Genomic DNA, 25,554 nt, shown 5'->3' on the forward strand with positions numbered 1-25,554 from the left:
GAATTATTTTGAACAAATTAAAGAATTATATGGAGGATTTGGTGGATATACATCTAAATAAATTATTAGAAGAATATGAAGATATATGTAAGTGTGAAAGATGTATTTTGGATATAAAGGCTATAGCTCTTAACAATTTAAAGCCTAGATACGGAGTAACTCAAATGGGGAATGTATTTATAAAAATAGATGAAAGTACAACTGAGTCAAATGTAAAAATAATAAGCGAAATTATAAAAGCTATAGAAAAGGTATCTAAAAATCCTCATAATGGAGATGAATAAATTGGAAAATATAGTGCTAATAGGATTTATGGCTACAGGCAAGAGTAGCGTTGCAAAATTACTTTCTAAAAAACTAAATATGGAGATAATAGATACAGATATATATATTGAACAAAAAGAAAATATGAGTATAAGCGAAATATTTAATAAAAAGGGAGAAGAATACTTTAGAGATTTGGAAAAACAGAGTTTGGAAATACTTTCAAACAAAAAAAATATAATATTGTCAACTGGTGGAGGCATAATAAGTAATGATCAAAATATAGAGTTACTTAGAAAAATAGGAAAAGTTGTTTGGTTAAAGGCGAGAACAGATACTATAATAAGAAACTTAAAAAAATCTAAAATAAAAAGACCTTTACTAATGGTTGAAAATAAAGAGCAAAAGATAGAGTCTCTGTTAAAATCTAGGTTAGATAAATACTCAAGATGTTCTCATTTTGAAATAGATATAGATGATAAAAATATAGATGAAGTAGTGTCTAATATACTACTAAGTTTACCTAAAATATGATATTATATAATGGTATAATTTTATATTAGAGGTGTTTTGATGGAAAATATACTAATATTAAATGGGCCTAATTTAAATTTAATAGGCAAAAGAGAAACAGATATATATGGTAAAGATACCATACAAGATTTACATAATCTAATACTAGAAGAATCAAAATTGATGAATATAAGAGTAGAATTTTTTCAAAGCAACCATGAAGGTGAAATAATAGATAAAATTCAAAGTTGTATAAATACATACGACGGTATAGTGATAAATCCAGGAGCTTATACACATTATAGTTATGCTATTTATGATGCTATAAAATCGATAGACAAGCCATTTGTCGAGGTTCATATCTCAAATATTCATAAAAGAGAAGAATTTAGACAAAAAAGTGTTACAGCCAAAGCGTGTATAGGACAAATAACAGGGTTTGGATTTTATAGTTATATACTAGGATTATATAGTATAATAAACTACATAAGGGGTGGAAAGTAATGAATAGAATAAATAAACTAAGAGAACATATGAAAAATAATGATTTAGATGCTGTTTTAATTTATAAAGGTGAAAATAGAAGATATTTATCAGATTTTACAGGAACTACAGGATATGTTCTTATAACAAATGATAAAAGTTTATTCTTCACAGATTTTAGATATATACAACAAGCTACAAACCAATGTAAAGGATTTGAAATAGTAGAAATATCAAGAGAAAAACCTGTAACAGAGTTTTTAAAAGATATGGATATAAAGAATTTAGGATTTGAAGATGATTATATGGACTTTGCAACTTATTCTAGATTCAGCAAAGAACTTGAAAATATAAACTTTATTCCTTTAAAAGGGCATATGCTTGCAATAAGAGCTATAAAGGATGAAAAAGAGATAGATACTATAAGAAAGGCTGCAAGTATTGCAGATGAAGCTTTTTCTCATATACTAACTTTTATAAAACCGGGTGTATGTGAAGTGGAAGTGGCTCTTGAACTTGAGTACTTCATGAAGAAAAAAGGAGCTACTGGATTATCATTTGATTCTATAGTGGCATCAGGAAATAGATCATCTCTTCCTCATGGAGTTGCAAGTGACAAAATAATAGAGGAAGGTGACTTCTTGACATTAGATTTTGGTTGCGTATATAATGGATATTGCTCAGATATGACTAGAACAATAGTTGTAGGAAAGGCAAGCGACAGGCAAAAAGAAATATACAATATAGTTTTAAATGCTCAAATGAGAGCTTTAGAAAATATAAAACCAGGTATGACTGGTGTTGAACTAGATAAGATTGCTAGGGAAGTCATAACAGATGCAGGCTATGGAGAATATTTTGGGCATGGTTTAGGCCATGGAGTAGGACTTGAAGTACATGAAATGCCTAATGTTAATCCAAATGCACAAAACACTCTTTTACCTGGAATGATAATAACAGATGAACCTGGTATATATATTCCAGATTTTGGAGGAGTTAGAATAGAAGATTTAATTGTAGTGACAATTGATGGATATGAAGTATTATCTAGCTCTACTAAAGAATTAATAGAACTATCTTACTAGAAATTTAAATTATGGAGGGATAACAATGGTTTCAGCAGGTGATTTTAGAAAAGGAGTTACTTTTATAAAGGATGGAGAACTATGTTTAGTAATAGATTTCCAACACGTTAAGCCAGGTAAAGGAGCAGCTTTCGTTAGAACTAAGTATAGAAACTTAAAGACAGGATCTACAAGAGAAGAAGCTTTTCATCCAGGTGATAAGTTCCCTAAGGCTAATATAGAAACTAAACAAATGCAATACTTATACGCAGATGGAGAATTATACTACTTCATGGATAACGAAACTTATGATCAAGTTCCACTTAACTATGAACAAGTTGAAGATGCTATAAAGTTTTTAAAAGAAAACGAGTCAGCAACTATAAGATTCCACGAAGGACAAGCCTTCCAAGTTGAAGCACCAAACTTTGTTGAGTTAGAAATAACTGAAACAGAGCCAGGAGTAAAAGGAGATACGGCTACTAACGTAACTAAGAATGCAACAGTTGAAACTGGAGCTGTAGTTCAAGTTCCTATGTTTATAAACTTAGGAGATAAAATAAAGATAGATACTAGAACTGGAGAATATTTATCAAGAGTTTAATATACTTGCTTGTTGGATATAATTCATATATAGAACAAAATACAAATTTCTAAGGAGGTATATTACTATGCAACATTTATATGAGAAAGTAGCTTACTTAAAAGGATTAGCAGATGGATTAGGTGTTGACGAAAGTACTAAAGAAGGAAAATTATTAATAAATATCGTTGATATTTTAGATGATTTTGCAGATGCTATAGTCGAGCTTGAGGAAGAACAAGATGAAATATCTGAATACATAGAGACTATAGATGAAGACTTAGAAGATTTAGAGGATGAAATTTATGAAGATGAATTGGATGAAGATGAAGAATTTAGTTACGTTCAATTCCAGTGTCCAACTTGTAAAGAAGATGTAGAAATAGACGAAGAATTGCTATACGATGAAGATGTAGATATTCTTTGCCCTAACTGCAAAGAAGTAATATTATTTGCTGAAGATGACTGTTGCGATGGTCATTGTCATTCAGGAGAAGATCACGATTGTAACTGTGGTGAATAATATAGAAGTTTGCATAAAAAATGACTGCTTTTAGCAGTCGTTTTTTATTTAAATTTCTTTACAAAATTACTTTAGAAATAGTAAACTATAATTTGATAAGAGTTCCTTCAAAATTAGGAGGTATAATAGTATGATAATGAATAGACAAATGAAAAAGTATGAAAGAGAATTAGAGGAAAAAATTGAATATACATTTAAAAATAAGAGCTATTTATTAGAGGCTTTAACTCATAGTTCGTATGCAAATGAAAATAAAAAGGGAAATATACAATATAATGAGAGAATAGAGTTTTTAGGTGACTCAGCACTTGGAATAGTAGTTAGTCATTATTTGTTTGAAAACAAGAAAAACTTGCCTGAAGGAGAGCTTACAAAGATTAGAGCAAATATAGTTTGTGAGGAATCTTTAAGTGAGTTTGCAAAAAAAATTAATCTTGGAAAATATTTGTTACTAGGTAAGGGCGAAGAGGTAACAGGAGGTAGAGAGCGTATATCGATACTAGCAGATGCTACTGAGGCAATAATAGGAGCGATTTATTTAGATGGTGGACTTGAAGCTGCTAGTAAGTTTGTAATAAGTCATATGAAAGATATAATACAAGATTCTATAAAAGGTAAAATATTTAGAGACTATAAAACGCATCTTCAAGAAGTACTTCAAAGTCAGACTAATGAGAGAATAACTTATGATGTAATAGAGGAAATTGGTCCAGACCATAATAAAAAATTTATTATTCAGGTGAGACTTGGTAAAGAAATTTTAGGAAAAGGTGGCGGAAAGAGCAAAAAGGAAGCTGAACAAATGGCTGCAAAACAAGCATTAAAGAGGGTTGGTTGTTAATGAAAAGAAGAATAATACCGGTATTTGTACCTCATAAGGGATGTCCCCATGATTGTATATTTTGTAATCAAAAGAAGATAACTGGGGTATCAACTGATGTTAGTGCAAATGATGTTAAAAATATAATAGAAGAATATTTAGAGACTATGGATGACGGTGTACATATAGAGGTTGCATTTTTTGGAGGAAGCTTTACTGCAATAGATATAAATATCCAAAAGGAACTATTATCGGTTGCCAAAGAATATGTAGATAAAGGAATAATAAAGGATATAAGGCTTTCAACAAGACCAGACTGCATAGATGAAATTATACTTGATAACTTAAAAGAGCATAAAGTTAGCATTATAGAACTGGGAGTTCAATCTATGGATGATGATGTATTAAAGCAAAGTATAAGAGGTCATAGTCAAGAAGATGTAGTAAGGGCTGTAAATCTTATAAAAAAGTATGGATTTGAACTTGGACTTCAAATGATGCTAGGTCTTCCTAGTGATAATGAGAAAAAATGTACACAAACTGCTGATAAATTTATAGCTTTAAGACCGAGCTTTGTAAGGATATATCCAACTCTTGTAGTAAAGGATACAGGTCTTGAAAATTTATACAATGAAAGTAAGTATAGTCCGTTTGATTTAGATACTACTATAGAAATATCAAAAAAGCTTTTAATAAAGTTTCAACTGGAAAATATAAAGGTAATAAGAGTGGGACTTCAAACTACAGAGGATATATCGCTTGGAAAAGATGTTGTATGCGGGCCTCATCATCCATCTCTTAGAGAACTTATTGAAGCTAAAATATATAGGGATTATATAGAAAATATAATAAAGTCTAGCAATATAAAAGATTCAATTACTGTTTATGTAAATAAGAGGAATATATCAAAAATAGTTGGAAATAAAAAAAGCAATATAATATACTTATATGAAAGATACAATATAAAAATGTTAGTTAAAGAAGATAATCTACCTGTAGATGAATTTTCTTTTGAGTACAATGAGGTATTAACTAAGACAAATTTAAATGAAATATACAAGAATTTATATAATATATATAAAATTTAATTGGGGGGATTTTTTTGTATTTAAAGAGGTTAGAATTAAAGGGCTTTAAATCCTTTCCTAATAAAACGGAGATAGTATTTGAAAAAGGAATAACGTCTATTGTAGGACCTAATGGAAGTGGTAAGAGTAATGTGTTAGATGCTATAAGATGGGTTCTTGGAGAACAAAGTATAAAGAGCCTAAGAGGAGATAAGCTTGAAGATGTAATATTTATAGGTGCTGACAATAAAAAACCTATGAACTATTGTGAGGTATCTCTTATTATAGATAATAGCGAAGGAATAATAAATATTGATTACAGCGAAGTTAGCATAAAGAGAAGAGCTTATAGATCTGGAGAGAGTGAGTTTTATATAAATAATAAAAATTGTAGGTTAAAAGATGTCAAAGAATTACTTCTTGATACGGGAATAGGAAGAGAAGGATATTCTATAATAGAACAAGGAAAGATTGATGAAATACTAGGAAATAATGTGAATAATAGAAGAAAAGTGTTTGATGAGGCTTGTGGTATATCTAAATACAGGTATAAAAAGCAAGAAGGAGAAAAAAACCTTAAAAATACAAAAGAAAATTTAGAGAGAATAAATGATATTTTTTATGAAATAGAGAATCAATTAAAACCTTTAGAGATACAAAAGGAAAAATCGCTAAAATATATAAAACTTACAGATGAGCTTAAAGTATTTCAAGTAAACTCTTATATAAGGGAAATAGAGGCATTGGATGTTGAGTTGAAAGAAATAAACAATCACAGCAAGATACTTTCTGAACAACTTGAAGACTTAGAAAAAACAAAGAAAAATCAAGAAACAGAGATTATAGATATAGAGAAGAAATTATCTGAATTAGAGATCAAAATAACTGAATCTAATGAAGGCATACATCAAATTCAGGTGGGTATAGATAAGAAAACAGCAGACTTGAATTTAATAGATGAAAAAATAAAGAATATACAGATTAATAAACAAAGGAATGAAAAAGAATTATCAGAATTAAAATCAAAAAAGCTTCAAAAAGAAGAAGAGCTAAAGGTTTTAACTGATGATAATGATAAACTTTTCTTAAATCTTGAAAATCTGAACAAAAATAAGGAAGAGGTTCAAGGTAGCACAGACAAAGGTATGCTTGAACTAAATTCTATAGAGCAAAAGATTGAGGATCTAAAAAATGATGCAATAAATTTATTAGATGAAAAAAACAATAAAAATATAAGACTTTCAAGTTTAAATACCAGTGTTGAAAATATACAAAATAGAAAAGTAGAAGTCAGACGAAATATAGATGAGATAAGTTTACAGGCTGAAGAAAAGAAATCTAAACTAAAAACTAACGTAGAAATTGAAAAAGAGAATAATGATATTATTAAAAAATTGAAATTGAATAAAAATGAAGAGATAAATAATTTGAATTCATCTATTGCAAATCTTAAAAACATAGAATCTAGTATCAATAACAAAAAACTTAAAATAAATGAATACAATTCTAAGTTAAATGTATATGTTGATATGGAAAATAGATATGAAGGTTTTTATAGAGGTGTAAAAGAGGTACTAAAAAATAAAAAACTTCAGGGAATTAAGGGTGCAGTTGCAGAGGTTATAAAGGTAGGTAAGGAATATGAGGTAGCTGTTGAAGTTGCTATGGGATCTTCTCTTCAAAATGTAATCACAAAAGATGAATATAGTGCAAAACAAGCTATTTCATACTTAAAGCAGGGCAACCTAGGAAGAGTAACATTTTTACCTATTAATATAATAAAACCTAGAAAGGTAAATATAAATGAAATACCTAAAATAGACGGTTTAATAGGAATAGCCAGCGATATAGTTAAGTTTGAGGATGAATTTAAGAATATAATAGAAAATATACTTGGAAGAACAATATTTGTAGAGGATATAGATTGTGCTATAAAGCTTGGTAAAATGACTAACTATAAGTATAAGATAGTGACATTAAAGGGAGATGTATTCAACTCAGGAGGTTCATTAACTGGTGGTAGTGTGAAATCAGTAAATAACCTATTGTCTAGAAAAAGAATAATAGAAGAGTTTAAAGAAAACATAGAAAAAGAAACAGTAGAAATACAAAATTTATTAGAAAATAAATCTAATACAGAACAGGACGTAGAAACAAAAAGGAATAATATATCTAACTTAGAAGTATCTATACAAGAAAAGGAAAAAACAATTTTTAAAATTAATTCAGATATTAATAATATCAAACAAGATATAAATTCAATAGAACACACAAAAGCTAAATTAGAAAAAGAAGAATTGGGATTTAATGACAATCTATCGTATACGAATGAATTGATAACTAAATTAAACGAAGAAATAAAAGAAATTGATATCAAAACATCTCAAATAGAACAAACTATAAAGGAAATAGATATTAAAAAACAAGAATACAAGCATAAATACGAATCTGATATACAAATTTTAAATGAAGTAAAGCTTGAAATAGCTAAATTTACTCAAGTATATGAAAATAATCAAAACCAAATTCAAATGGCAAAAGATTATATTAACGACCTAGAAAATAACACAGCTACAAAAGAAAAAGAGATGAAAAGCTCAGAATTAGAAAAGCAAAATGTAAGTGAAAAGAAGATTTTGATAAAGGTCGAAAAAGAAGAATTAAATGAACAGATGATAGACCTTAATAAAAAGTATGAAGATTATAAAAATGATAAATTAAATATACTAAAAGAGATAAAAGATAAAAAAGAAGAGTTTAAAATAAAAGAAGAAAACTATACTCAATTAAAAGAAAGTATGTATAAGATAGAATCAAAAATAGATAAGCTTGAACTTAGTCAGGAAAATTACTTCAATAAATTATGGGAAGATTATGAGCTTACATTTAAAGATGCTACACCGTTAAAAAATGACGAGATAGAAATAGATAAGAAAAAAATAGAAAACTTAAAGAATCAAATAAAGAGAATCGGAAACGTAAATCTTGATTCAATACAGGAATATAAAGAAGTAAAAGAAAGATATGATTTTTATGAAGAACAAAAGAAGGATCTTGAAAAATCTATAGAATCAATAGAAAAATTAATAGTAGATCTTGAGGCTAATATGAGAAGTGAGTTTAGTGTTAACTTTAAAAAGATAAATGAGTACTACATGGTTATTTACAAAAAACTATTCGGTGGAGGACATGGAGAGCTTAAGATAGTAGATCCATCTAACCTTTTACAAAGTGACATAGAAATAATAGCACAACCTCCTGGTAAAAAGCTTAAAAACATAAATCTTTTATCTGGAGGAGAAAAAGCATTAACTGCAATAGCCATATTATTTAGTATAATAAGTACAAGACCTACACCGTTTTGTGTATTAGATGAAATTGAAGCACCTCTTGATGATGCTAATATTTATAGATATGGAGAATTCTTAAGAGGTTTATCTAAAGATACACAATTCATAGCTATAACTCACAGAAGAGGAACTATGCAGGTATCAGATTACATATATGGTGTAACTATGGAGCAAAAAGCAATATCTAAAGTACTGAGTCTAAAACTAGAACAAGCACAAGAATTAACTAATGAAAATGCGAGCTAGGAGGTAAATTATGTTAAAAAAAATATTTGATAAGTTTAAGAAAAAAGAAAATCAAGAAATTCAGGAAATAGAACAAGAAGTAGAAGAATCTAAAGAAGACATTAAAGGGGAATCAAAGGAAGAACAGGAAGAGGAAGCTAAAGAAGAAGTTAATAAAGAAAAGACCATAGAAGAAAAGCCTAAAGAGGGACTTAAAGTAGATGAAATAAGTGTTGATGAATACGTTGAACAAGATTTAGAAGAAGTAATAGAAGAAAAATTAGAGAAAGCTAAAGAAGAGAAAATAGAAGAAACTAAAGAAGATGAAATTGAATCAAGTGAAGAAATTGAAGAGGAAGTTAAAGAAGAACAAGAAGAAAAAAAGGAAGAAATAAAGGTAAGCCTATTCTCAAGATTAAAGGATGGATTGTCTAAAACAAAAAAAGGGATAACAGATAGAGTAGATCAAGTTTTAAAAGCCTATGTAAAGGTAGATGAAGAACTATTTGAAGATTTAGAAGAGATACTTATAACATCAGATGTAGGTGTTAATACTACAATGGACATTGTAGAGAAACTTAGAGATAGAGTAAAAAGTAAAAAAATAACTGAGGCAAAAGATGTTAGAGATGAACTTAAAGAAATACTTTCTGATATATTAGGTGATGAACAATCAAGTCTTAACATAGAGCCAGCTCCAGCTATTGTATTGGTTGTGGGCGTTAATGGAGTAGGAAAAACTACTACTATAGGAAAAATGGCTAATAGATTTAAAAAAGAAGGAAAACGTGTAATGTTAGCTGCAGGAGATACATTTAGAGCTGCTGCAATAGACCAGTTAGAAGTTTGGGCAAATAGAGTTGGAGTGGATATGATAAATCACTCAGAGGGATCAGATCCTGGAGCTGTAATATTTGATGCAATAGCTGCAGCAAAATCTAGAAAGGCAGATGTACTAATATGTGATACAGCTGGTAGACTTCACAATAAAAAGAATCTTATGAATGAACTGGGTAAAGTATTTAAAATTGTAGATAGAGAATATCCACAAGCTACTAAAGAGGTTTTACTCGTAGTAGATGCTACAACTGGTCAAAATGCAGTATCTCAGGCAAAGGTATTTAAAGAGGCTGCTAATATAACTGGTATAGTACTTACGAAACTGGATGGAACTGCAAAAGGTGGAGTTGTACTTGCAGTAAAATCAGAACTTGATGTACCCGTTAAGCTTATAGGTGTTGGAGAAAAAATGGAAGATCTTCAAGATTTTAATGCTAAAGATTTTGTAAAAGCATTATTTGGTGACGAAAATTAATAAAAATTATTGACAAGATGGATTATCTGATATAAAATACATCTGTAAAGGCGACAAGCTTTACACTTATAATTCTTTGGGAAGTGTTAATATGGAATTAAACAAAGTCATAGAGATTGGTATTTTATTCGATTTTTATAAAGAACTTTTAACTGAAAAACAAAGAGAATCAGTTAATCTATACTATAATGAGGATTATTCATTGGGTGAGATTAGTGAAAATCTTAAAATTTCAAGACAAGGGGTCTATGACACTTTAAAGAGAGCTGAGAAGATTTTACAGGATTATGAAAAAAAATTAAATCTAGTAGAAAAATCCAATAAAAGAAATAAGCTAATAGAGAGCTTGTACGAAAAAGTTGTTGATATAAAAGAAGAAATTAAAGTTGATAATAATTTTAATGGTTTAGTCCCTAAGATTGAAAATCTAGAAGAAATTTGTAGGGAGTTGTTGAGATGATTTTTGAAGGATTAGCAGAGAAGCTTCAAGGTACTCTTGGGAAATTAAAGAGCAAGGGTAAATTGAATGAAAAAGATGTTAAAGATGCTATGAGAGAGGTAAAACTTGCACTTCTTGAGGCCGATGTTAACTTTAAGGTTGTAAAAGAGTTTGTAAACAAGGTTAAAGAAAGAGCTGTAGGTCAAGAAGTAATGGAAAGTTTAACTCCAGGACAGCATGTAATAAAGATAGTTAATGAAGAACTTACAGATTTAATGGGAAATGTTCAAAGTAAAATAAGCTTTGCATCGAAGCCTCCTACTGTAATAATGTTAGTTGGACTTCAAGGGGCAGGTAAAACTACTACCGGAGGAAAACTAGGGGGATTACTTAAGAAACAAGGTAAAAAGCCGTTATTAGTAGCCTGTGACGTGTACAGACCCGCGGCTATTAAGCAGCTACAAGTTGTAGGAAGTCAACTTGAAATACCTGTTTTTTCAATGGGAGATAAAGAAAATCCTGTTAATATAGCAAAAGAAGGAATTAACCACGCACTTGATCATAATAACGATGTTGTTATTATAGATACGGCTGGTAGACTTCATATAGATGAACTTTTAATGGATGAATTAAAGAACATAAAAACTGAGGTTAAACCTCATGAAATATTATTAGTTATAGACTCTATGACAGGTCAAGACGCTGTAAATGTTGCTGAGAATTTCAATGAAGCATTAGGAATAGATGGAGTTGTTCTTACTAAATTAGATGGAGACACTAGAGGTGGAGCAGCACTTTCGGTAAGATCTGTTACGAGAAAGCCTATAAAATTTATAGGTATGGGAGAAAAGCTTGATGATTTAGAGGCATTTCACCCAGATAGAATGGCATCGAGAATTCTTGGAATGGGAGATGTTCTATCTTTAATAGAAAAAGCTGAACAAGCTATAGATGTTAAAAAGGCTAAGGAATTAGAAGCCAAAATTAAAAATCAGGAATTTGATTTTGAAGATTTCTTAACTCAAATGGAACAAGTAAAGAGCTTAGGACCTTTGAATAAGATTATGGAGATGATTCCTGGAATGAGCGGAGCAAAAGAGCTAAAGAATGTAAGTTTTGATGATAAAGAAATCCGCAGAATAGAAGCTATCATAAAGTCTATGACAAAAAAAGAAAGAAAAAATCCATCAATTCTAAATGCAAGTAGAAGAAGAAGGATTGCAAATGGTAGTGGAACCAAGGTACAAGAGGTTAACAGACTTGTAAAACAGTTTGAACAAACTAAAAAAATGATGAAGCAATTTGGAGATTTAGAAAAGAGTATGAAAAAGGGAGGAAAAATGAAACTTCCTTTCTTTGGAAATAAATTATAAATTTTAAGGGAGGTGAAATACATGGCAGTTAAGATAAGATTAAAAAGAATGGGTGCTAACAAGAAACCTTTTTATAGAATAGTTGTTGCTGATTCTCGTTCTCCGAGAGATGGTAAGTTCATCGAAGAAATCGGATACTACAATCCAGTTTCTCAACCAAAGCAAATCAAGATAAATGATGAGAGAGCTTCTAAATGGTTAAAAGATGGTGCTCAACCAACTGATACTGTTAAGTCTTTATTTAAGAAAAACGGAATTATGGAATAGATATCCTTCTAAATAGGAGGTGGTATCATGAGAGAATTGGTCGAGAAGATAGCTAAATCTCTAGTTGATAACCCTGATGAAGTTGTTGTTAAAGAGACAGAAGGAACACACTCTATAATCATAGAGCTTAGAGTTGCCCAAGAAGACATGGGTAAGGTTATAGGGAAACAAGGTAGAATAGCAAAAGCTATTAGAACCTTAGTTAAATCTGCAGCTATTAAGCAGAATAAACAAGTTAGTGTTGAAATTGTTCAATAAAAGGATTAGGGTTAACCCTAATCCTTTTTGTGCATAATAAAAAAGTCTTCTTTTGGAGAATTTAAACGTAGACTTTTTTGAAATTCATAACAGAAATTATACTTATCCACAATTTAAATAGGAATATAATTTCCTACTCATTATAAAAAAGGTAGGTGAAAATAATGATAGAATACTTTAAAATTGGTCAAATAGTAAAAGTTCAAGGGTTAAAAGGTGAAATGAGGGTATACCCACTAACTGATTACAAAGAGAGATTTGAAGAAATAGATTGGGTATATATATCTGATGATAAAGAGACTAAGTATGAGATTGAGAAAGTAAGATACAAAGGAAACGTAGTAATCTTAAAGATAAAAGGAATAGATAGTATAAATGATGCTGAAAAGCTTATGAAAAAATATCTTAGAATACCAAGAGAAAATGCTAGAGAGCTTGAAGATGATGAATATTTTATATCTGACTTAATAGGCATAAAAGCATATACAGTAGGTGGAGAATATATTGGAGTTTTAGATGAAGTATTACAAACTGCGGCTAATGATGTTTACTTAATAAAGAACGATGAAAATAAAGAAATATTAATTCCAGCTATTAAAAAATTTGTTCCTGAACTTAGTATTGAAGATAAAAAGATGATAATAGATCCAATAGAAGGAATGATATAATGAGAATCCACGTAATGACATTATTTCCTCAAATATTTGAGTCATATATAAATGAAAGTATAATGAAAAGAGCTAATGATAAGGGTTTAATAGATATAAAACTTTATAATATAAGAGATTTTTCAAATAATAAGCATAAAAAAGTAGACGATTATCCATATGGTGGGGGAGCAGGTATGGTTATGACTCCTCAGCCAATATACGATACTTATATGCATATAATACAAAAATTTAACATAGAAGATCCAAAGGTTATATATCTAACTCCAAAAGGGAAAGTGTATAAGCAAGAAATGGCTGAAAAGTTTTCTCTTGATAATGACATAATACTTTTATGTGGGCATTATGAGGGAGTAGATCAAAGAATAATAGATCTTATAGTAACTCATGAGATATCTATAGGAGATTATGTTTTAACAGGTGGAGAGCTACCAGCACTTATATTAATAGACTCTATATCAAGATTAATATCTGGTGTTTTAGGCCAGGATGAATCGTTTGAAGAAGAATCATTCAAAGATAATTTGCTTGAATATCCTCATTATACAAGACCTAGAGAATTTATGGATGAAAAGGTTCCTAATGTATTGTTATCTGGAAATCATAAAAATATAGATCAGTGGAGAAGAGAGCAATCTATAGATATAACTATACAAAAAAGACCTGATTTGATGAAAAAAGCAGCTTTAACAGATAAAGACAAGAAATATATACAAAAAAGATCAAAAACTATTGCAAATAATAAAAAAAAGTGATAAAATTTAATGGTTGAAAATAACGGGCGTTCCTCTGCTATGGAAAATATTAAGAACGTCTATGATTAGGAGGAAGAAACATGGATATATTAAGAGCTATTGAGCAAGAACAACTTAAGAAGGAAATACCTGCATTTGGAACTGGTGATACTGTAAAAGTACACATAAAGATCAAAGAGGGTAAAAGAGAAAGAGTTCAGATGTTTGAAGGAGTAGTTATCAAAAGACAAGGTGGAGGAGCTAGAGAAACTTTCACTGTAAGAAAAATATCTTTTGGTGTAGGTGTTGAGAAGGTATTACCTGTTCACTCTCCAAAAATCGAAAAAATCGAAGTAGTTAGAAAAGGTAAAGTTAGAAGAGCTAAAATCTACTACATCCGTGAAAGAGTTGGAAAGAAAGCTAAAATTAAAGAAGCTAAGTAATTTTAATGGGACTGTTTTTCAGTCCCTTTTAATATATATATAGATTATAATAAATTCAACTTATTTATAATGTTGATATATGAATAAAACTATTCACTATGGTTACACGAGCTATGCAATAACATGAAATGAACTTTTTAATATATAGAGTAAGATTAAAATATAAAATGGATGTGATAATATGGAAAACATGGATAATAGAATGAATATAAACTGGTATCCAGGACATATGAAAAAAACTAAAGAATCATTACAAAAAAATTTAAAACTAATAGATGTGGTCGTCGAGCTATTAGACAGCAGAATCCCATTTAGTAGTAAAAATCCAGATGTAGACAATATAATAAAGGACAAGCCAAAGGTTGTTGTTTTAAATAAGTTCGATATGGCAGATCCAAGTAAGATAAAATTATGGCAAGACTATTATGAATCACAAGGCGTTAAGGCTATACCTGTAAACACAATCTCTGGAAAAGGTGTAGATAAGATAATACAAGAATGTAGAGAAGCAGTAAGAGAAAAGATGGAAGCTTTGATAAAAAAGGGAAGAAAGGAAAGAGCTATTAGACTTATGATAGTTGGAGTTCCAAATGTAGGAAAATCAACTCTTATAAATAAGCTTGCTGGAAGAAAAAGTACTCAAACTGGAGATAGACCTGGAGTTACAAAGGGAAACCAATGGGTTAAATTAAAGGGGAATTTAGAACTTTTAGATACACCAGGAATACTTTGGCCTAGGTTTGAAGATGAAAATGTGGCTATGAATTTAGCATTTACTAGAGCAATAAAGGATGAGATACTAGATGTAGAGACATTAGCTCTAAGATTTATAGAAAAGCTTGAAGATATATATCCTGAAAACTTAAAAGAAAGATATAAGCTAGAAGAATTAGGTCAAACACCTCTTGAAACTATGGAGATGATAGGAGTTAAAAGAGGATGTCTAATGGCGCGTAAAGAAATAGATTATACAAGGGTTGCAAAAATAGTTCTAAATGAATTTAGAGAAGGTAAAACAGGAAAAATGACTTTAGAAGTGCCTGCTGACTTTGAAAAATAAGCTAGAGAAAGAATTAATTCTTTCTCTATTTTTTATATAAAAGGAGGAAAAAATATGTTTGGAAATATGAAGGTAAAGGATATAAATGAGTTTGTAAACAATATAGATGAAAATGATTATATGAAGTATATAGATATTTTAAGTAATGATGAGAGAAAGTCTGTTCAAAAAATAGCTCTTAAGTTATCTAAGAAATTAGATGCTTTAAGAAAAGAAGAAGAGAGAATACATAGAATAAAAGAATTTGAGAGATGGTCTTATGAAAACGGATATACATATATAGGTGGTATAGATGAGGCAGGGAGAGGTCCTTTAGCTGGTCCTGTTGTTGCAGCAGTTGTTGTATTTGATAAAGATGTAGATATAAAGTATATAAATGACTCTAAGAAGCTAAGTGAAGAAAAGAGAAACGAATTATTTGAAACAATAAAAAATGAAGCGCTAGATTATGGAATAGGGATAGTTGATAACGGCAAGATAGATGAAATAAATATATTGAACGCTACATATCTTGCTATGAAAAAAGCCATAAATAATTTAAAGAATAAGCCAGATTGCTTATTAATAGATGCAGTTACTATACCTAATATAGATATAGCACAAAAAGCTATAATAAAAGGAGATAGCAAGTCTATATCAATAGCAGCAGCTAGTATTTTAGCTAAGGTAACTAGGGATAAACTTATGTATGAATATGACGATAAATATAGTGAGTATGGATTTTCAAAGCATAAAGGATATGGAACAAAGGAGCATTATGAAGCTATAAAAAATCAAGGGATAACTCCTATTCACAGAAGATCCTTTCTCAAATCTATTTTAAACGGAGACTAATATGAGGATTTCGGGATATAGTGATTTTAATTTAAGGACAATAGGTGCCAAGGGAAGCAAGCAGATAAATGACGCTATAAAAAATAATGAATCTGTAACAGGAAAGATACTAGATGTTAAATCTAATGCAGTAAAAATACTTCTTCAAAACGGTAAAGCGTTTATGGCAAATAGCAATATACCTCTTGAAAATTTACTTGGAGAAGAGGTTAATTTTAAGGTTTTAAATGGAAATAAGAATATAGTTTTACAACCTCAAATAGAGGGAACCGCACTTGAGAAAGAATTAGATGCTAAGATAAATAATTTGATAAGTGATCTTAAACTGCCAAATAATGAAGAAAATAAATCACTCATAAAAGAGATGATAAAACAAAATATTCCTGTTAATTTGAAGAATTTTAAAATCATAAAAGATAATATAGGTTCATTTAATATACTATCAAGACTTACAAAAGAAGAGGTCGAGATATTAAACAAGAATATAGAGAATATAGAAGCTAAAGAAATAAAAGAAATCGTAAAAGATATATATATAAACAAAGATGGCAAGAATATATTGAATTTTTTAAAAGACTTAAAGAATATAGATTTTAAAGAAAAAGATATACTATTTTTATTTAAAAATAAATTTAAAATAAATATAGATAATATGAAAAATTTAGATTCTCTTTTAAAAGGAGAAAATTTAGATGATATATTAAAGGAAATAAACAATATAATAGATGAAGATTTAGGACTTGGTAAAGGAGTAACTCAGGATATTAAAAAAAATAATCCTCATAATACAAAAGAAGACATACAAAAGCTCAATGTAATAAAGGAAAATACAACTGAATCTGATACTCAAAAAGATATCTCTAATGATACATCCAAAGCAGATACATTACCTAAAGAGGATATAAAAAAGATAATAAAAAGTATGATTCAAAATTTAAATACAGATAAAAAAATCGATGTCGAGAAAATAAAACAGGATATGGACTCGTTGGTAAAGGTTTTAAATATTCAAAATGAAATAAAGTTAGGAGAGAGCATGAAAGGGGAGTTTCATGAGGTAAATCAAAAGCTTGAGCTTTTAAATGATATATCAAATGAATACATGTATTTTCAAATTCCTTTTGAATATAAAGAGTATAAAAATTTAGCTGAAATAGTCTTATCTGAAAAAACAAAAAATAAAAAAGGTAGCAAAAATTCTATAAGCATACTTATATCATTAAACACTCATAATTTAAATAGAATAGATACTATGTTAAACTACGATAACAAGGATTTAAGTATAGTCTTTGGATTGAGAGATGAAAAAACAAAGAATATGTTTGAAAAAAATGAAACAAAGCTAGTAGATGTATTAAAGAACATAGGCATAAATAATATCAATATAAACTACAAGATAAAAACTCAAAATGAGCAAATACTAAATAATATTGAGTATATAAACAATAAGTTCTCTAATTTTAATATGTGGGTGTGATTATATGAAATTAAATAAGGGAATAAAAATAGCTACAGCCTTGAAGTACAATATAGATAAAGATGATGCTCCAAAGCTCATAGGTAAGGGAAAGGGAAAGGTTGCTGATAAGATATTAGAAACCGCCAAAGAAAACAATATACCTATATACAAGGATGAGAAACTTGCAAAACAGCTTGAACACCTAGAATTAGGACAAGAAATACCACAAGAGCTTTACGAAGCTGTTGCAGAAATTTTGATATTTATATCTGATATGGATTCTAAAATTAAATAGTATAAGTTTGTTTTTTAATACCCATAATCTAAATAAAAAGATTATGGGTATTTTTATATACTAAAGGATTATAAAAAATAGCATTATGGATAACATTGGTGAAAGAACTACAGTATCAACTATTTTGAGCAACGGAGCCCGTAGGACTCGTTGGCGACATGAGCTATGCGTTAGCATAAAGCGAATTTTGTTATGTGGAGGAATATATGAATAATAAGGAAAAAGGAAGATTAGGAGAAAAAATTGCGTGCAATTATTTGATAAAGAACAACTTTCATATACTTGAGAAGAACTATAGAACGAAAATAGGAGAGATAGATTTAATAGCATATAAAGAGAATAAGATTTTGTTTGTAGAGGTAAAATCCAGGAAATCTATAAATTATGGATATCCAAGTGAGGCTGTAAATTATAAAAAGCAGAGAAAGATTATATCGACTGCAAAGCAATATATAATGTATAAGAACATAAAAAATATGGATATCGGTTTTGATGTTATAGAGGTATATTTAAGTGATAATGATATCAATCATATAGAAAATGCTTTTTGTGTTAACTAAGGGTGGTGTTAATGTGTTTTGTAAGATAAAGAGTGCTTGTTTAATAGGAATAGATGGATTTGTTGTAGATGTTGAGGTAGATATAACGAAGGGGTTACCGGTGTTTAATATAATAGGTCTTCCTGATGCATCTATTAAAGAAGCTAAAGAAAGGATAAAGTCTGCAATATTAAATTCAGGATATGTTTTTTTGAATTCTAGGATAGTTATTAATCTATCGCCTGCTGATATAAGAAAGGAAGGACCTTATTTTGATCTTTCTATGGCTGTTGGAATATTAAGCAATTTATATGAATTAAATAATGAATATATGAGCCAAACTCTGTTTTTAGGCGAATTATCTCTTGATGGAAAGTTAAAAAAGGTAAGGGGAATTCTTCCTATAATAATAAATGCAAAGTCTAATAATATAAAACGGGTGTTTTTACCCTCTAAAAATTTAAAGGAGGCATCATACATAGATGGATTAGATATTTATCCTGTAGATGATTTAAAGCAGGTTATAGATTTTTTAGCTGGTAATATAAAGCTTGATATATATACTAATAAAGAAAAGTTGATTAAAAATAAGGATTATAGATTAGATTTTTCGGATATAAAGGGGAATTATTTTGTGAAAAGAGCCATGGAAATAGCCGCAGCAGGAAACCATAACATGCTAATGATAGGCCCTCCTGGAAGCGGAAAGACAATGATAGCTAAAAGGATAAACACTATACTTCCAGATATGACAGAAGAAGAGGTGATAGAAGTTAGTAGGATATACAGCGCAGCAGGACTTATAGATGAGAATATAGGGATAATAACTCAAAGACCTTTTAGATCAATACACCATACAGCGACTAAGACTGCCTTAATCGGAGGGGGAAGAGATGCAAAACCTGGAGAGGTAGTGCTGTCTCATAGAGGTGTACTTTTTCTAGATGAAATGCTTGAATTTGATAGGAGAACGTTAGAAAGTTTAAGACAACCGATAGAAGATAAGTATATTAATATATCTAGGGTTAAGATGAGTCAAACCTATGATTGTGATACTTTAGTTATTTCAGCTATGAATCCATGCCATTGTGGCTTCTTTCAAGGCCCTAATGAGGGAAGATGTAAATGTACTGCTAGTGAAATAAATAGATATTTAAATAGAGCATCAGGCCCACTTCTTGATAGATTTGATTTATTCGTAGAGGTAAATCCTTTAAATTTTGAAGAATTTCAAAGCAATAAAAAAGAAGAAACATCAAAAGATGTAAAAAAGAGGGTTGAAAAAGCTAGAAAAGTTCAGAGTGAAAGATATAATGGTTATGGTATAAATACTAATAATGATATAAATACTAAGAAAATTGAAGAATATTGTTACTTAGATAAAGAGTGCAAGGATTTTATAAAGACTGTGTTTAGTAAGTATAAATTTAGTTCAAGAAGTTATTATAAACTTTTAAAAACTGCAAGAACTATAGCAGATCTTGAAGAAGATGATATAAAGGTGAGTCATATAGCTGAGGCACTTTCTTTTAGGAAGGCTTATTATAATTATTGGGGATAGTGCTTAATTAAGCGGAAAATAATACTTATTAAAATACAACTGGAATAACAATCCCCTTAAAGTTATTTACTTTAAGGGGGTTAATATTACACTTTAAATCTATCTATTTGTTCATTTAACTTTAACGAAAGTTCACTAAGTCTTTCTGCACTCCTTGCAACTTCATCAACAGCTATTGATTGCTGATGAGCTGAAGCTGTAACCTCTTCAGATGCTGCTGCTGTTTCTTCTGATACTGCGGACATACTTCCTATAGACTCAACTATTAAATCTTTATCTTTTATTATATCTATTACAAACTTATTAACCTGCTCTATTTCATTTGTAATATTATCTATTGATTTTGATATTTTTCCAAATGAATTATTTACATCTATTACAGATTTATTTTGGTCAATTGAAACATTTTTTACTTCGCTCATAATATCAACTGTATTTTCACTTTCATATTTTATAGCATCTACTATTTCTTTTATTTCATCAGTTGCAGCACTGGATCCTTGTGCAAGCTTTCTTATCTCTTCAGCAACAACTGCAAATCCCTTTCCTGCTTCGCCTGCTCTTGCTGCTTCTATACTTGCATTTAGTGCCAATAAATTTGTTTGCTCAGATATAGATCTTATTGTTTGTAATATATTTTCTATATTACTAGACTTTTCACTTAACTGTTTTACTGCATCTTCTATTTTATTAATAGATTGGTTATTTAAATCAGTTTTTTCTTTAAGCTCATTAACTACATTTACTCCTTCTATGTTTACACTAATTGCTTCATTTGCATTTTTAAACATAGTATCTGTATTATTTGCCAATTTATTAAATTTATCATCTAAATTAGATGCAAGCCTTGCTCCGTTTTCTGCATCTACTGCCTGCTGACTTGCTCCTCTTGCTATTTCTTCTACAGTTTTTGCTATTTCTTCACTGGATGCACTTGTTTGATCTGATGTAGCCACAAGATTTATTGCAGCACCCGATACTTCTTCACTTACATTCTTTGCATTATTTAAAAGACCTTTAACATTTTCCACCATAATGTCAAAATTATGTGACATCAATCCAATTTCATCATTTGACTTAACACCTAATTTTACTGTAAAATCTCCATCTTTCACCTTGTTCATACCATTCAATATAGAATTGATATTTTTTGTCATATTATTTGCAAGCATTATGCCTGCTACTGATGCAATTATAAGTATAATTATCCCTATTAATACAGCATTACTAAGTATCCCACTGGTATCTTTTTTTATTTCATCTATATATATAGCAGATAAAACTGTCCATCCAAACTCTGGCATTTTTTTATATACTGAAAACTTTTCAGATATAGTTCCATTAGATTCTTTCCACTTATAATCTACAATACCTGTATCTGAATTACTACTTACAGCGTCTTTTATTTCCGGTACATTTATCTCTTTTCCTATTAACTCAGGATTTTTATGAGTAATAAAATTTCCATTAAAATCTAAAATATATGGGTATCCTTTTTCTCCTACTTTTATAGAGTTTATTTTAGTCGATAATACATCTATTGGTATTGTTACACTAACTACACCAACTAATTTGTTTTTGTCTCCATTTTCATAAACAGGAGATGCACAAGCAATTGATGGTTTTTTATTAACAATATCCTGATATATATCTGTAAAAACAGCACTGTGGTTTTCTACAGCTTTTTGATACCACGGTCTTAATCTAGGATCATAATCACTACTCATCTCTGTATGAGGATATATTCTAAAACCTCCGTCTACTGTTCCCATGTATATGTGAGTTGCATCTGGATAACTTTCTATATAAGTTTCTAATAATTCCATTAAAAAAGGTTCATATTCTGGGTGAATAAGTATTTGTTCTGCATCCATATTGCTACCTATCATTTGAATACCATGTTTATATCCATCAAAATAATTTTTAATAGATTCCTTAATATCATTATTTAGAGCTTCCATAGAATGTCTAAACTGTTTTTCTAATACCTTTTTGGATTTTATATAAGATGTACTTCCTAAAATAGACAGAGGTATTACTATTAATGCTAAAACGAGAATAATTAATTTGCTCTTAATTGTAACTTTCATATATTGCCTCCTTTTTTAAAACTGACTATTTTCGATTGTTTTTTTATATATTCTACAATTATCTTTAAATTCCTTGTAATTATTGTTAAATTTTTTGCAAAATTCAATGAAATTATAAAAGTGCAGAAATACTTTAATAAATTAGCATTGGGATAAATAAAAAATATTTACGGTGAGAAAATACAATATGTATACTTTGGAAAAGAAAAAGGATATTATATGTATTACTATAGCAAAAGCAGTTTATGATAATGAAGAGTTCGTAGGTGCCGTAGGAATAGACTTAATACTAGATGAAATATCAAAATAATATAAAAAAATGTTGACGTATTTATAAAAATGTAGTAATATGTACGTAAGCACGGAGTGCAAGTGACATTTAATAATTTATAATATTGGGGATTCGCCAAGTCGGTAAGGCTCAGGATTTTGATTCCTGCATGCGTTGGTTCGAGTCCAGCATCCCCAGCCAATTAAAAAAACCTCAAGAATTATGTTCTTGAGGTTTTTATTATATAATAAAAAACTCATAATTTGAAGTATAGGGGAGATTGAGTTATGAAGATAGCACTACAAGTAATTATATACACCATGTTGATTTTACTGACAGGATGTAGTGAGGTTAATAATATAGTCAAACATAATTTAGAAGAAATAGAGTTTGTTAATGCAGATTCAGTTTATACAAGTTTAAACCAAGTTGAAGATAATATAAAGACTGCTATAGAAAATCTAGATAATGAAGTGAGTTTTACTTATAAGGGAGATACTTCTGATATAATACAAAAAATTAGCGAAGTAGTAAAAAGTCTGATTGAGGAAAATGGAGAATATACATTATTGGTGAATAACTATGAAACGAATACAACTAGTTATTCTTACAAATCAAAAGTTAAAATATCATTCCAATATAATTTGACGAAAGAAGAATATTCTAAGGTAAAAGATAGGGTGAATTCAATTACATCCGAAATAATTGATTCTACGATGTCTGATTTTGAAAAAGAAAAAGCTATAAATGATTGGATAGTAACAAACATAGAGTATGATAAAACCAATAAAAAAACAAATTCGTATACAGCATTATTTGAAGGAAAGACTGTTTGTTCAGGGTATGCTCACCTAGCAAAGTTAATGTTAGATAAAGTAGGTATACAAAATGAATTGGTGACAGGAGGAAATCATGCATGGAATATGGTTTATATAGAAGGAAAATGGTATCATTTAGATACAACTTGGAATGATCCTTCATATGTAAATATATCTGATAAAATAAATGAAGTAAGCTATGAGTATTTTAATTCTACAGATGAATTCATGGAAAAAGATCATTCATGGGATAAAACACTTTATCCTTTAGCTGATACAAAATATGAAGGAATAAGAAAAGAAACAATGTTATCATTAAGTGATATAAAAATAGATGGAGTATCATTATATAATTTTGATCCAAATATACAAGAATATTATCTAAATAGAAATGAAATACAGGGAAAGACTATAGAATTTACACCTAGAAGTAGTAATGCAGAGTTGAAATTAAATAAGTTTTCAAATAGATGGGAAATAGAGATTAAATCAGAAGAATATGAAGATATAATCATTTATATACTTTATTTTAATTAAAATGATATATGAATGTGTAATTGAATATGTGTAAAGTCAAAATTATTAATCCGATTTTAGATAAAAATGACCTATTTATAGGTCATTTTTATTTAAATACAAATACTACCATGATTTGATATTATTTAAGAAAAGGTAGATGAATTTACTGAATTCATTATAGAGTTGCCTGTTAAGGAATTTGATGAAGAGGATATTTTTATAAGTAATTATAGTGATTATGAAACAAGATTGATTGAAAGAATCGATATAGAATTTTCAGATGTATATGGATTATAGACAAGATAATTTTTTGTTATTCAGAGGGAGTAAAAAGTTTATCTGAATTAATTTTCACTTTATTAATTGATTAAAAAAGATATAAAGTATTTCCAAAAATATAAGAGATTTTCAATAATTTCTACTATATCTTTCTATTGATTGGTTAAATTAATAAAGAGAGATAAATAAAATAAGGAGGAAACTCAAATGAATAACAATAAAAATCTTATGAAAACACGTGGAAAATCAAATTCAGAGCTTAGAAAAATGTATTCTGAACAAGGAAGCGATATTGGAATTGTAGATAGCAAAAAAATTGATCCAAATAACAAAAGGCTTACAAAAAGATCTAAGCTTTCACATAAAAGATCAGGCTCGTATGATGAACAAGCATAAAAAAATAATATAATTAATAAAAAATAAAATTCCTTAATTTAATTAAGGAATTTTATTTTTTATTAATTATATTATTTTTTAAAATTATGGATAAGAATAATTTCTATTACGAATTTTAAGCAAAGGAGTCTGCAAAGATCTGTTGGCGCCATTTATACCTCATATAGATGGAATTGATAAAATAAATTATTTAATTAATGAGAATATATTTTATTTAGAAAAACTGCCTCAGAAAATGATTATTTTAGTAGGTGGAGCAATAGGTGTTGAACTTGCACAATCGCTAAATAGACTGGGTATTAAAATCCATAGGTATTAGTTTTGATAAATTATCAAAAGTAATTCATTCTTATCTGACGTATAGTAAAGTATTGAATAAGATTTGGAAGAAAGTTTATGTGGATAATATTTTGAATAACCCTATCAGAATATATGATATAATCTCTAATAAGAAAATTGATTGAAAATATTGGGAGGGTATTTATGAATGATGTTATCAAAAATATAAAAGAAAGAAGAAGTACTAGAAAGTTTAAAGAAGAACAGATAAAAGAAGAAGAATTACAGGCTATTATTGAAGCTGGAATATATGCTCCAAGTGCGCATAACCAACAGCCATGGCACTTCACTGTAATCCAAAACAAGAGCATAATATCTGAAATAAATGAAGAGTCTAAGACGGTGATGAAAGGTTATAGTCATGAATGGATAGCTAAACTAGGTAATAACGAAAGGTATGATATACATTACAATGCCCCTACTGTAATAGTGGTGTCTGAGAAAAAAGATTGTTACAGCAAATTTGTAAATTCATCAGCTGCTACTCAAAATATGCTGTTAGCTGCAGAAAGTATAGGGATTGGATCTTGTTGGGTAGGTCTTAGCAAATTTTATTTAGTTCAAAAAGATAAAGTTAAAAAGCTTAATATTCCTGATGGATATGAACCTCAATATACAGTAGCTTTAGGATATAAAGCTTTAGATAAAAAACAAAATGCACCAAAAAGAAATGAAGATGTAGTAAACTATATTAGATAAAAAAAC

At 29.0% G+C, this 25,554-nt stretch carries 28 protein-coding genes and 1 tRNA gene; 28 read left to right on the top strand and 1 reads right to left on the bottom strand.

The features are described 5' to 3' along the window. Positions 1-8: 8 nt before the first annotated feature. The 23 genes from M2214_RS05630 (at position 9) to M2214_RS05740 (ending at position 20,137) form a co-directional block, all read left to right on the top strand. Complete coding sequence (locus M2214_RS05630) at positions 9-284, top strand: late competence development ComFB family protein (RefSeq protein WP_248483653.1); 276 nt, start codon at positions 9-11, stop codon at positions 282-284. A 1-nt stretch (position 285) separates the two neighbouring features. Then, on the top strand, positions 286-798 hold the full coding sequence (locus M2214_RS05635) for a shikimate kinase (protein ID WP_248483655.1): 513 nt from the start codon (positions 286-288) through the stop codon (positions 796-798). A gap of 39 nt (positions 799-837) precedes the next feature. Then, positions 838-1,281 carry a type II 3-dehydroquinate dehydratase gene (gene aroQ / locus M2214_RS05640; protein ID WP_248483657.1) on the top strand — a complete coding sequence of 148 codons (444 nt, stop codon included), beginning with the start codon at positions 838-840 and terminating at the stop codon, positions 1,279-1,281. Continuing rightward, positions 1,281-2,345, top strand: coding sequence for a M24 family metallopeptidase (locus tag M2214_RS05645; protein WP_248483659.1), 1,065 nt, complete (start codon positions 1,281-1,283; stop codon positions 2,343-2,345). Before aroQ ends, M2214_RS05645 begins: the two co-directional genes overlap by 1 nt. 25 nt (positions 2,346-2,370) lie before the next feature. Continuing rightward, complete coding sequence (gene efp / locus M2214_RS05650; protein ID WP_248483661.1) at positions 2,371-2,928, top strand: elongation factor P; 558 nt, start codon at positions 2,371-2,373, stop codon at positions 2,926-2,928. A 67-nt stretch (positions 2,929-2,995) separates the two neighbouring features. Beyond that, complete coding sequence (locus M2214_RS05655; RefSeq protein WP_248483663.1) at positions 2,996-3,430, top strand: CD1247 N-terminal domain-containing protein; 435 nt, start codon at positions 2,996-2,998, stop codon at positions 3,428-3,430. 130 nt (positions 3,431-3,560) lie between these two features. Beyond that, the gene (rnc, locus tag M2214_RS05660) at positions 3,561-4,271 is read left to right on the top strand and encodes a ribonuclease III (protein WP_248483665.1); all 711 of its coding nucleotides are present in this window, start codon (positions 3,561-3,563) and stop codon (positions 4,269-4,271) included. Then, positions 4,271-5,338, top strand: coding sequence for an elongator complex protein 3 (locus M2214_RS05665; protein WP_248483667.1), 1,068 nt, complete (start codon positions 4,271-4,273; stop codon positions 5,336-5,338). The genes rnc and M2214_RS05665 overlap by 1 nt, the downstream gene beginning before the upstream one ends. A gap of 14 nt (positions 5,339-5,352) precedes the next feature. Then, positions 5,353-8,913 (top strand): chromosome segregation protein SMC, encoded by a 3,561-nt coding sequence (gene smc, locus M2214_RS05670; protein ID WP_248483669.1) that lies wholly within the window; start codon positions 5,353-5,355, stop codon positions 8,911-8,913. 10 nt (positions 8,914-8,923) lie between these two features. After that, a complete protein-coding gene (gene ftsY / locus M2214_RS05675) occupies positions 8,924-10,207 on the top strand; it encodes a signal recognition particle-docking protein FtsY (RefSeq protein ID WP_248483671.1) in 1,284 nt (427 codons plus the stop codon). 91 nt (positions 10,208-10,298) lie between these two features. Further along, entirely contained in the window at positions 10,299-10,667 is a 369-nt protein-coding gene (gene ylxM / locus M2214_RS05680) for a YlxM family DNA-binding protein (RefSeq protein ID WP_248483673.1), read from the top strand. Further along, complete coding sequence (ffh, locus tag M2214_RS05685; protein ID WP_248483675.1) at positions 10,664-12,019, top strand: signal recognition particle protein; 1,356 nt, start codon at positions 10,664-10,666, stop codon at positions 12,017-12,019. Before ylxM ends, ffh begins: the two co-directional genes overlap by 4 nt. A gap of 21 nt (positions 12,020-12,040) precedes the next feature. Beyond that, positions 12,041-12,286, top strand: a complete 246-nt coding sequence (gene rpsP, locus M2214_RS05690) for a 30S ribosomal protein S16 (RefSeq protein ID WP_099190410.1) — start codon at positions 12,041-12,043, stop codon at positions 12,284-12,286. Between the two features lie 27 nt (positions 12,287-12,313). Continuing rightward, a complete protein-coding gene (locus tag M2214_RS05695) occupies positions 12,314-12,544 on the top strand; it encodes a KH domain-containing protein (protein ID WP_248483677.1) in 231 nt (76 codons plus the stop codon). A 164-nt stretch (positions 12,545-12,708) separates the two neighbouring features. Then, positions 12,709-13,212, top strand: coding sequence for a ribosome maturation factor RimM (gene rimM, locus M2214_RS05700; protein WP_256466708.1), 504 nt, complete (start codon positions 12,709-12,711; stop codon positions 13,210-13,212). Then, entirely contained in the window at positions 13,212-13,967 is a 756-nt protein-coding gene (gene trmD, locus M2214_RS05705; protein ID WP_248483681.1) for a tRNA (guanosine(37)-N1)-methyltransferase TrmD, read from the top strand. The genes rimM and trmD overlap by 1 nt, the downstream gene beginning before the upstream one ends. Before the next feature lie 80 nt (positions 13,968-14,047). Next, the gene (gene rplS, locus M2214_RS05710; RefSeq protein ID WP_248483683.1) at positions 14,048-14,389 is read left to right on the top strand and encodes a 50S ribosomal protein L19; all 342 of its coding nucleotides are present in this window, start codon (positions 14,048-14,050) and stop codon (positions 14,387-14,389) included. Between the two features lie 190 nt (positions 14,390-14,579). Continuing rightward, positions 14,580-15,449 (top strand): ribosome biogenesis GTPase YlqF, encoded by an 870-nt coding sequence (ylqF, locus tag M2214_RS05715; RefSeq protein WP_248484783.1) that lies wholly within the window; start codon positions 14,580-14,582, stop codon positions 15,447-15,449. Positions 15,450-15,503: 54 nt separating this feature from the next. Further along, positions 15,504-16,283 carry a ribonuclease HII gene (locus M2214_RS05720; protein WP_248483685.1) on the top strand — a complete coding sequence of 260 codons (780 nt, stop codon included), beginning with the start codon at positions 15,504-15,506 and terminating at the stop codon, positions 16,281-16,283. A 1-nt stretch (position 16,284) separates the two neighbouring features. Continuing rightward, positions 16,285-17,760 (top strand): hypothetical protein, encoded by a 1,476-nt coding sequence (locus tag M2214_RS05725; protein ID WP_248483687.1) that lies wholly within the window; start codon positions 16,285-16,287, stop codon positions 17,758-17,760. Positions 17,761-17,764: 4 nt separating this feature from the next. Beyond that, on the top strand, positions 17,765-18,037 hold the full coding sequence (locus M2214_RS05730; protein ID WP_248483689.1) for an EscU/YscU/HrcU family type III secretion system export apparatus switch protein: 273 nt from the start codon (positions 17,765-17,767) through the stop codon (positions 18,035-18,037). A gap of 206 nt (positions 18,038-18,243) precedes the next feature. After that, entirely contained in the window at positions 18,244-18,597 is a 354-nt protein-coding gene (locus M2214_RS05735) for a YraN family protein (RefSeq protein ID WP_248483691.1), read from the top strand. A 13-nt stretch (positions 18,598-18,610) separates the two neighbouring features. Further along, complete coding sequence (locus M2214_RS05740) at positions 18,611-20,137, top strand: YifB family Mg chelatase-like AAA ATPase (RefSeq protein ID WP_248483693.1); 1,527 nt, start codon at positions 18,611-18,613, stop codon at positions 20,135-20,137. A gap of 86 nt (positions 20,138-20,223) precedes the next feature. Here M2214_RS05740 and M2214_RS05745 read toward each other — a convergent pair whose 3' ends face one another. Further along, a complete protein-coding gene (locus M2214_RS05745) occupies positions 20,224-22,227 on the bottom strand; it encodes a methyl-accepting chemotaxis protein (protein WP_248483695.1) in 2,004 nt (667 codons plus the stop codon). Between the two features lie 396 nt (positions 22,228-22,623). On the opposite strand from M2214_RS05745, the gene M2214_RS05750 reads away from it, so the two are divergent. The 5 genes from M2214_RS05750 (at position 22,624) to M2214_RS05770 (ending at position 25,548) form a co-directional block, all read left to right on the top strand. Next, positions 22,624-22,699 (top strand) — tRNA-Gln (locus M2214_RS05750). Between the two features lie 86 nt (positions 22,700-22,785). Continuing rightward, positions 22,786-23,853 (top strand): transglutaminase domain-containing protein, encoded by a 1,068-nt coding sequence (locus M2214_RS05755; RefSeq protein WP_248483697.1) that lies wholly within the window; start codon positions 22,786-22,788, stop codon positions 23,851-23,853. Between the two features lie 468 nt (positions 23,854-24,321). Next, entirely contained in the window at positions 24,322-24,510 is a 189-nt protein-coding gene (locus tag M2214_RS05760; protein WP_248483699.1) for a hypothetical protein, read from the top strand. A gap of 142 nt (positions 24,511-24,652) precedes the next feature. After that, complete coding sequence (locus tag M2214_RS05765) at positions 24,653-24,829, top strand: hypothetical protein (protein ID WP_248483701.1); 177 nt, start codon at positions 24,653-24,655, stop codon at positions 24,827-24,829. 164 nt (positions 24,830-24,993) lie between these two features. Further along, complete coding sequence (locus tag M2214_RS05770) at positions 24,994-25,548, top strand: nitroreductase family protein (protein ID WP_248483702.1); 555 nt, start codon at positions 24,994-24,996, stop codon at positions 25,546-25,548. Positions 25,549-25,554: the final 6 nt, after the last annotated feature.

The sequence above is a fragment of the Tepidibacter aestuarii genome (assembly GCF_934924865.1).
In the GTDB taxonomy this organism is placed as follows: domain Bacteria; phylum Bacillota; class Clostridia; order Peptostreptococcales; family Peptostreptococcaceae; genus Tepidibacter_A; species Tepidibacter_A aestuarii.

What these genes read in the sequence shown, in the direction of transcription:
- aroQ (WP_248483657.1), top strand. Translation starts at nt 838, where the DNA reads ATGGAAAATATACTAATATTAAATGGGCCTAATTTAAATTTAATAGGC.
- M2214_RS05645 (WP_248483659.1), top strand. Translation starts at nt 1,281, where the DNA reads ATGAATAGAATAAATAAACTAAGAGAACATATGAAAAATAATGATTTA.
- efp (WP_248483661.1), top strand. Translation starts at nt 2,371, where the DNA reads ATGGTTTCAGCAGGTGATTTTAGAAAAGGAGTTACTTTTATAAAGGAT.
- M2214_RS05655 (WP_248483663.1), top strand. Translation starts at nt 2,996, where the DNA reads ATGCAACATTTATATGAGAAAGTAGCTTACTTAAAAGGATTAGCAGAT.
- rnc (WP_248483665.1), top strand. Translation starts at nt 3,561, where the DNA reads ATGATAATGAATAGACAAATGAAAAAGTATGAAAGAGAATTAGAGGAA.
- M2214_RS05665 (WP_248483667.1), top strand. Translation starts at nt 4,271, where the DNA reads ATGAAAAGAAGAATAATACCGGTATTTGTACCTCATAAGGGATGTCCC.
- ftsY (WP_248483671.1), top strand. Translation starts at nt 8,924, where the DNA reads ATGTTAAAAAAAATATTTGATAAGTTTAAGAAAAAAGAAAATCAAGAA.
- ylxM (WP_248483673.1), top strand. Translation starts at nt 10,299, where the DNA reads ATGGAATTAAACAAAGTCATAGAGATTGGTATTTTATTCGATTTTTAT.
- ffh (WP_248483675.1), top strand. Translation starts at nt 10,664, where the DNA reads ATGATTTTTGAAGGATTAGCAGAGAAGCTTCAAGGTACTCTTGGGAAA.
- rpsP (WP_099190410.1), top strand. Translation starts at nt 12,041, where the DNA reads ATGGCAGTTAAGATAAGATTAAAAAGAATGGGTGCTAACAAGAAACCT.
- M2214_RS05695 (WP_248483677.1), top strand. Translation starts at nt 12,314, where the DNA reads ATGAGAGAATTGGTCGAGAAGATAGCTAAATCTCTAGTTGATAACCCT.
- rimM (WP_256466708.1), top strand. Translation starts at nt 12,709, where the DNA reads ATGATAGAATACTTTAAAATTGGTCAAATAGTAAAAGTTCAAGGGTTA.
- trmD (WP_248483681.1), top strand. Translation starts at nt 13,212, where the DNA reads ATGAGAATCCACGTAATGACATTATTTCCTCAAATATTTGAGTCATAT.
- rplS (WP_248483683.1), top strand. Translation starts at nt 14,048, where the DNA reads ATGGATATATTAAGAGCTATTGAGCAAGAACAACTTAAGAAGGAAATA.
- ylqF (WP_248484783.1), top strand. Translation starts at nt 14,580, where the DNA reads ATGGATAATAGAATGAATATAAACTGGTATCCAGGACATATGAAAAAA.
- M2214_RS05720 (WP_248483685.1), top strand. Translation starts at nt 15,504, where the DNA reads ATGTTTGGAAATATGAAGGTAAAGGATATAAATGAGTTTGTAAACAAT.
- M2214_RS05725 (WP_248483687.1), top strand. Translation starts at nt 16,285, where the DNA reads ATGAGGATTTCGGGATATAGTGATTTTAATTTAAGGACAATAGGTGCC.
- M2214_RS05730 (WP_248483689.1), top strand. Translation starts at nt 17,765, where the DNA reads ATGAAATTAAATAAGGGAATAAAAATAGCTACAGCCTTGAAGTACAAT.
- M2214_RS05735 (WP_248483691.1), top strand. Translation starts at nt 18,244, where the DNA reads ATGAATAATAAGGAAAAAGGAAGATTAGGAGAAAAAATTGCGTGCAAT.
- M2214_RS05745 (WP_248483695.1), bottom strand. Translation starts at nt 22,227, where the DNA reads ATGAAAGTTACAATTAAGAGCAAATTAATTATTCTCGTTTTAGCATTA.
- M2214_RS05755 (WP_248483697.1), top strand. Translation starts at nt 22,786, where the DNA reads ATGAAGATAGCACTACAAGTAATTATATACACCATGTTGATTTTACTG.
- M2214_RS05760 (WP_248483699.1), top strand. Translation starts at nt 24,322, where the DNA reads ATGAATAACAATAAAAATCTTATGAAAACACGTGGAAAATCAAATTCA.
- M2214_RS05770 (WP_248483702.1), top strand. Translation starts at nt 24,994, where the DNA reads ATGAATGATGTTATCAAAAATATAAAAGAAAGAAGAAGTACTAGAAAG.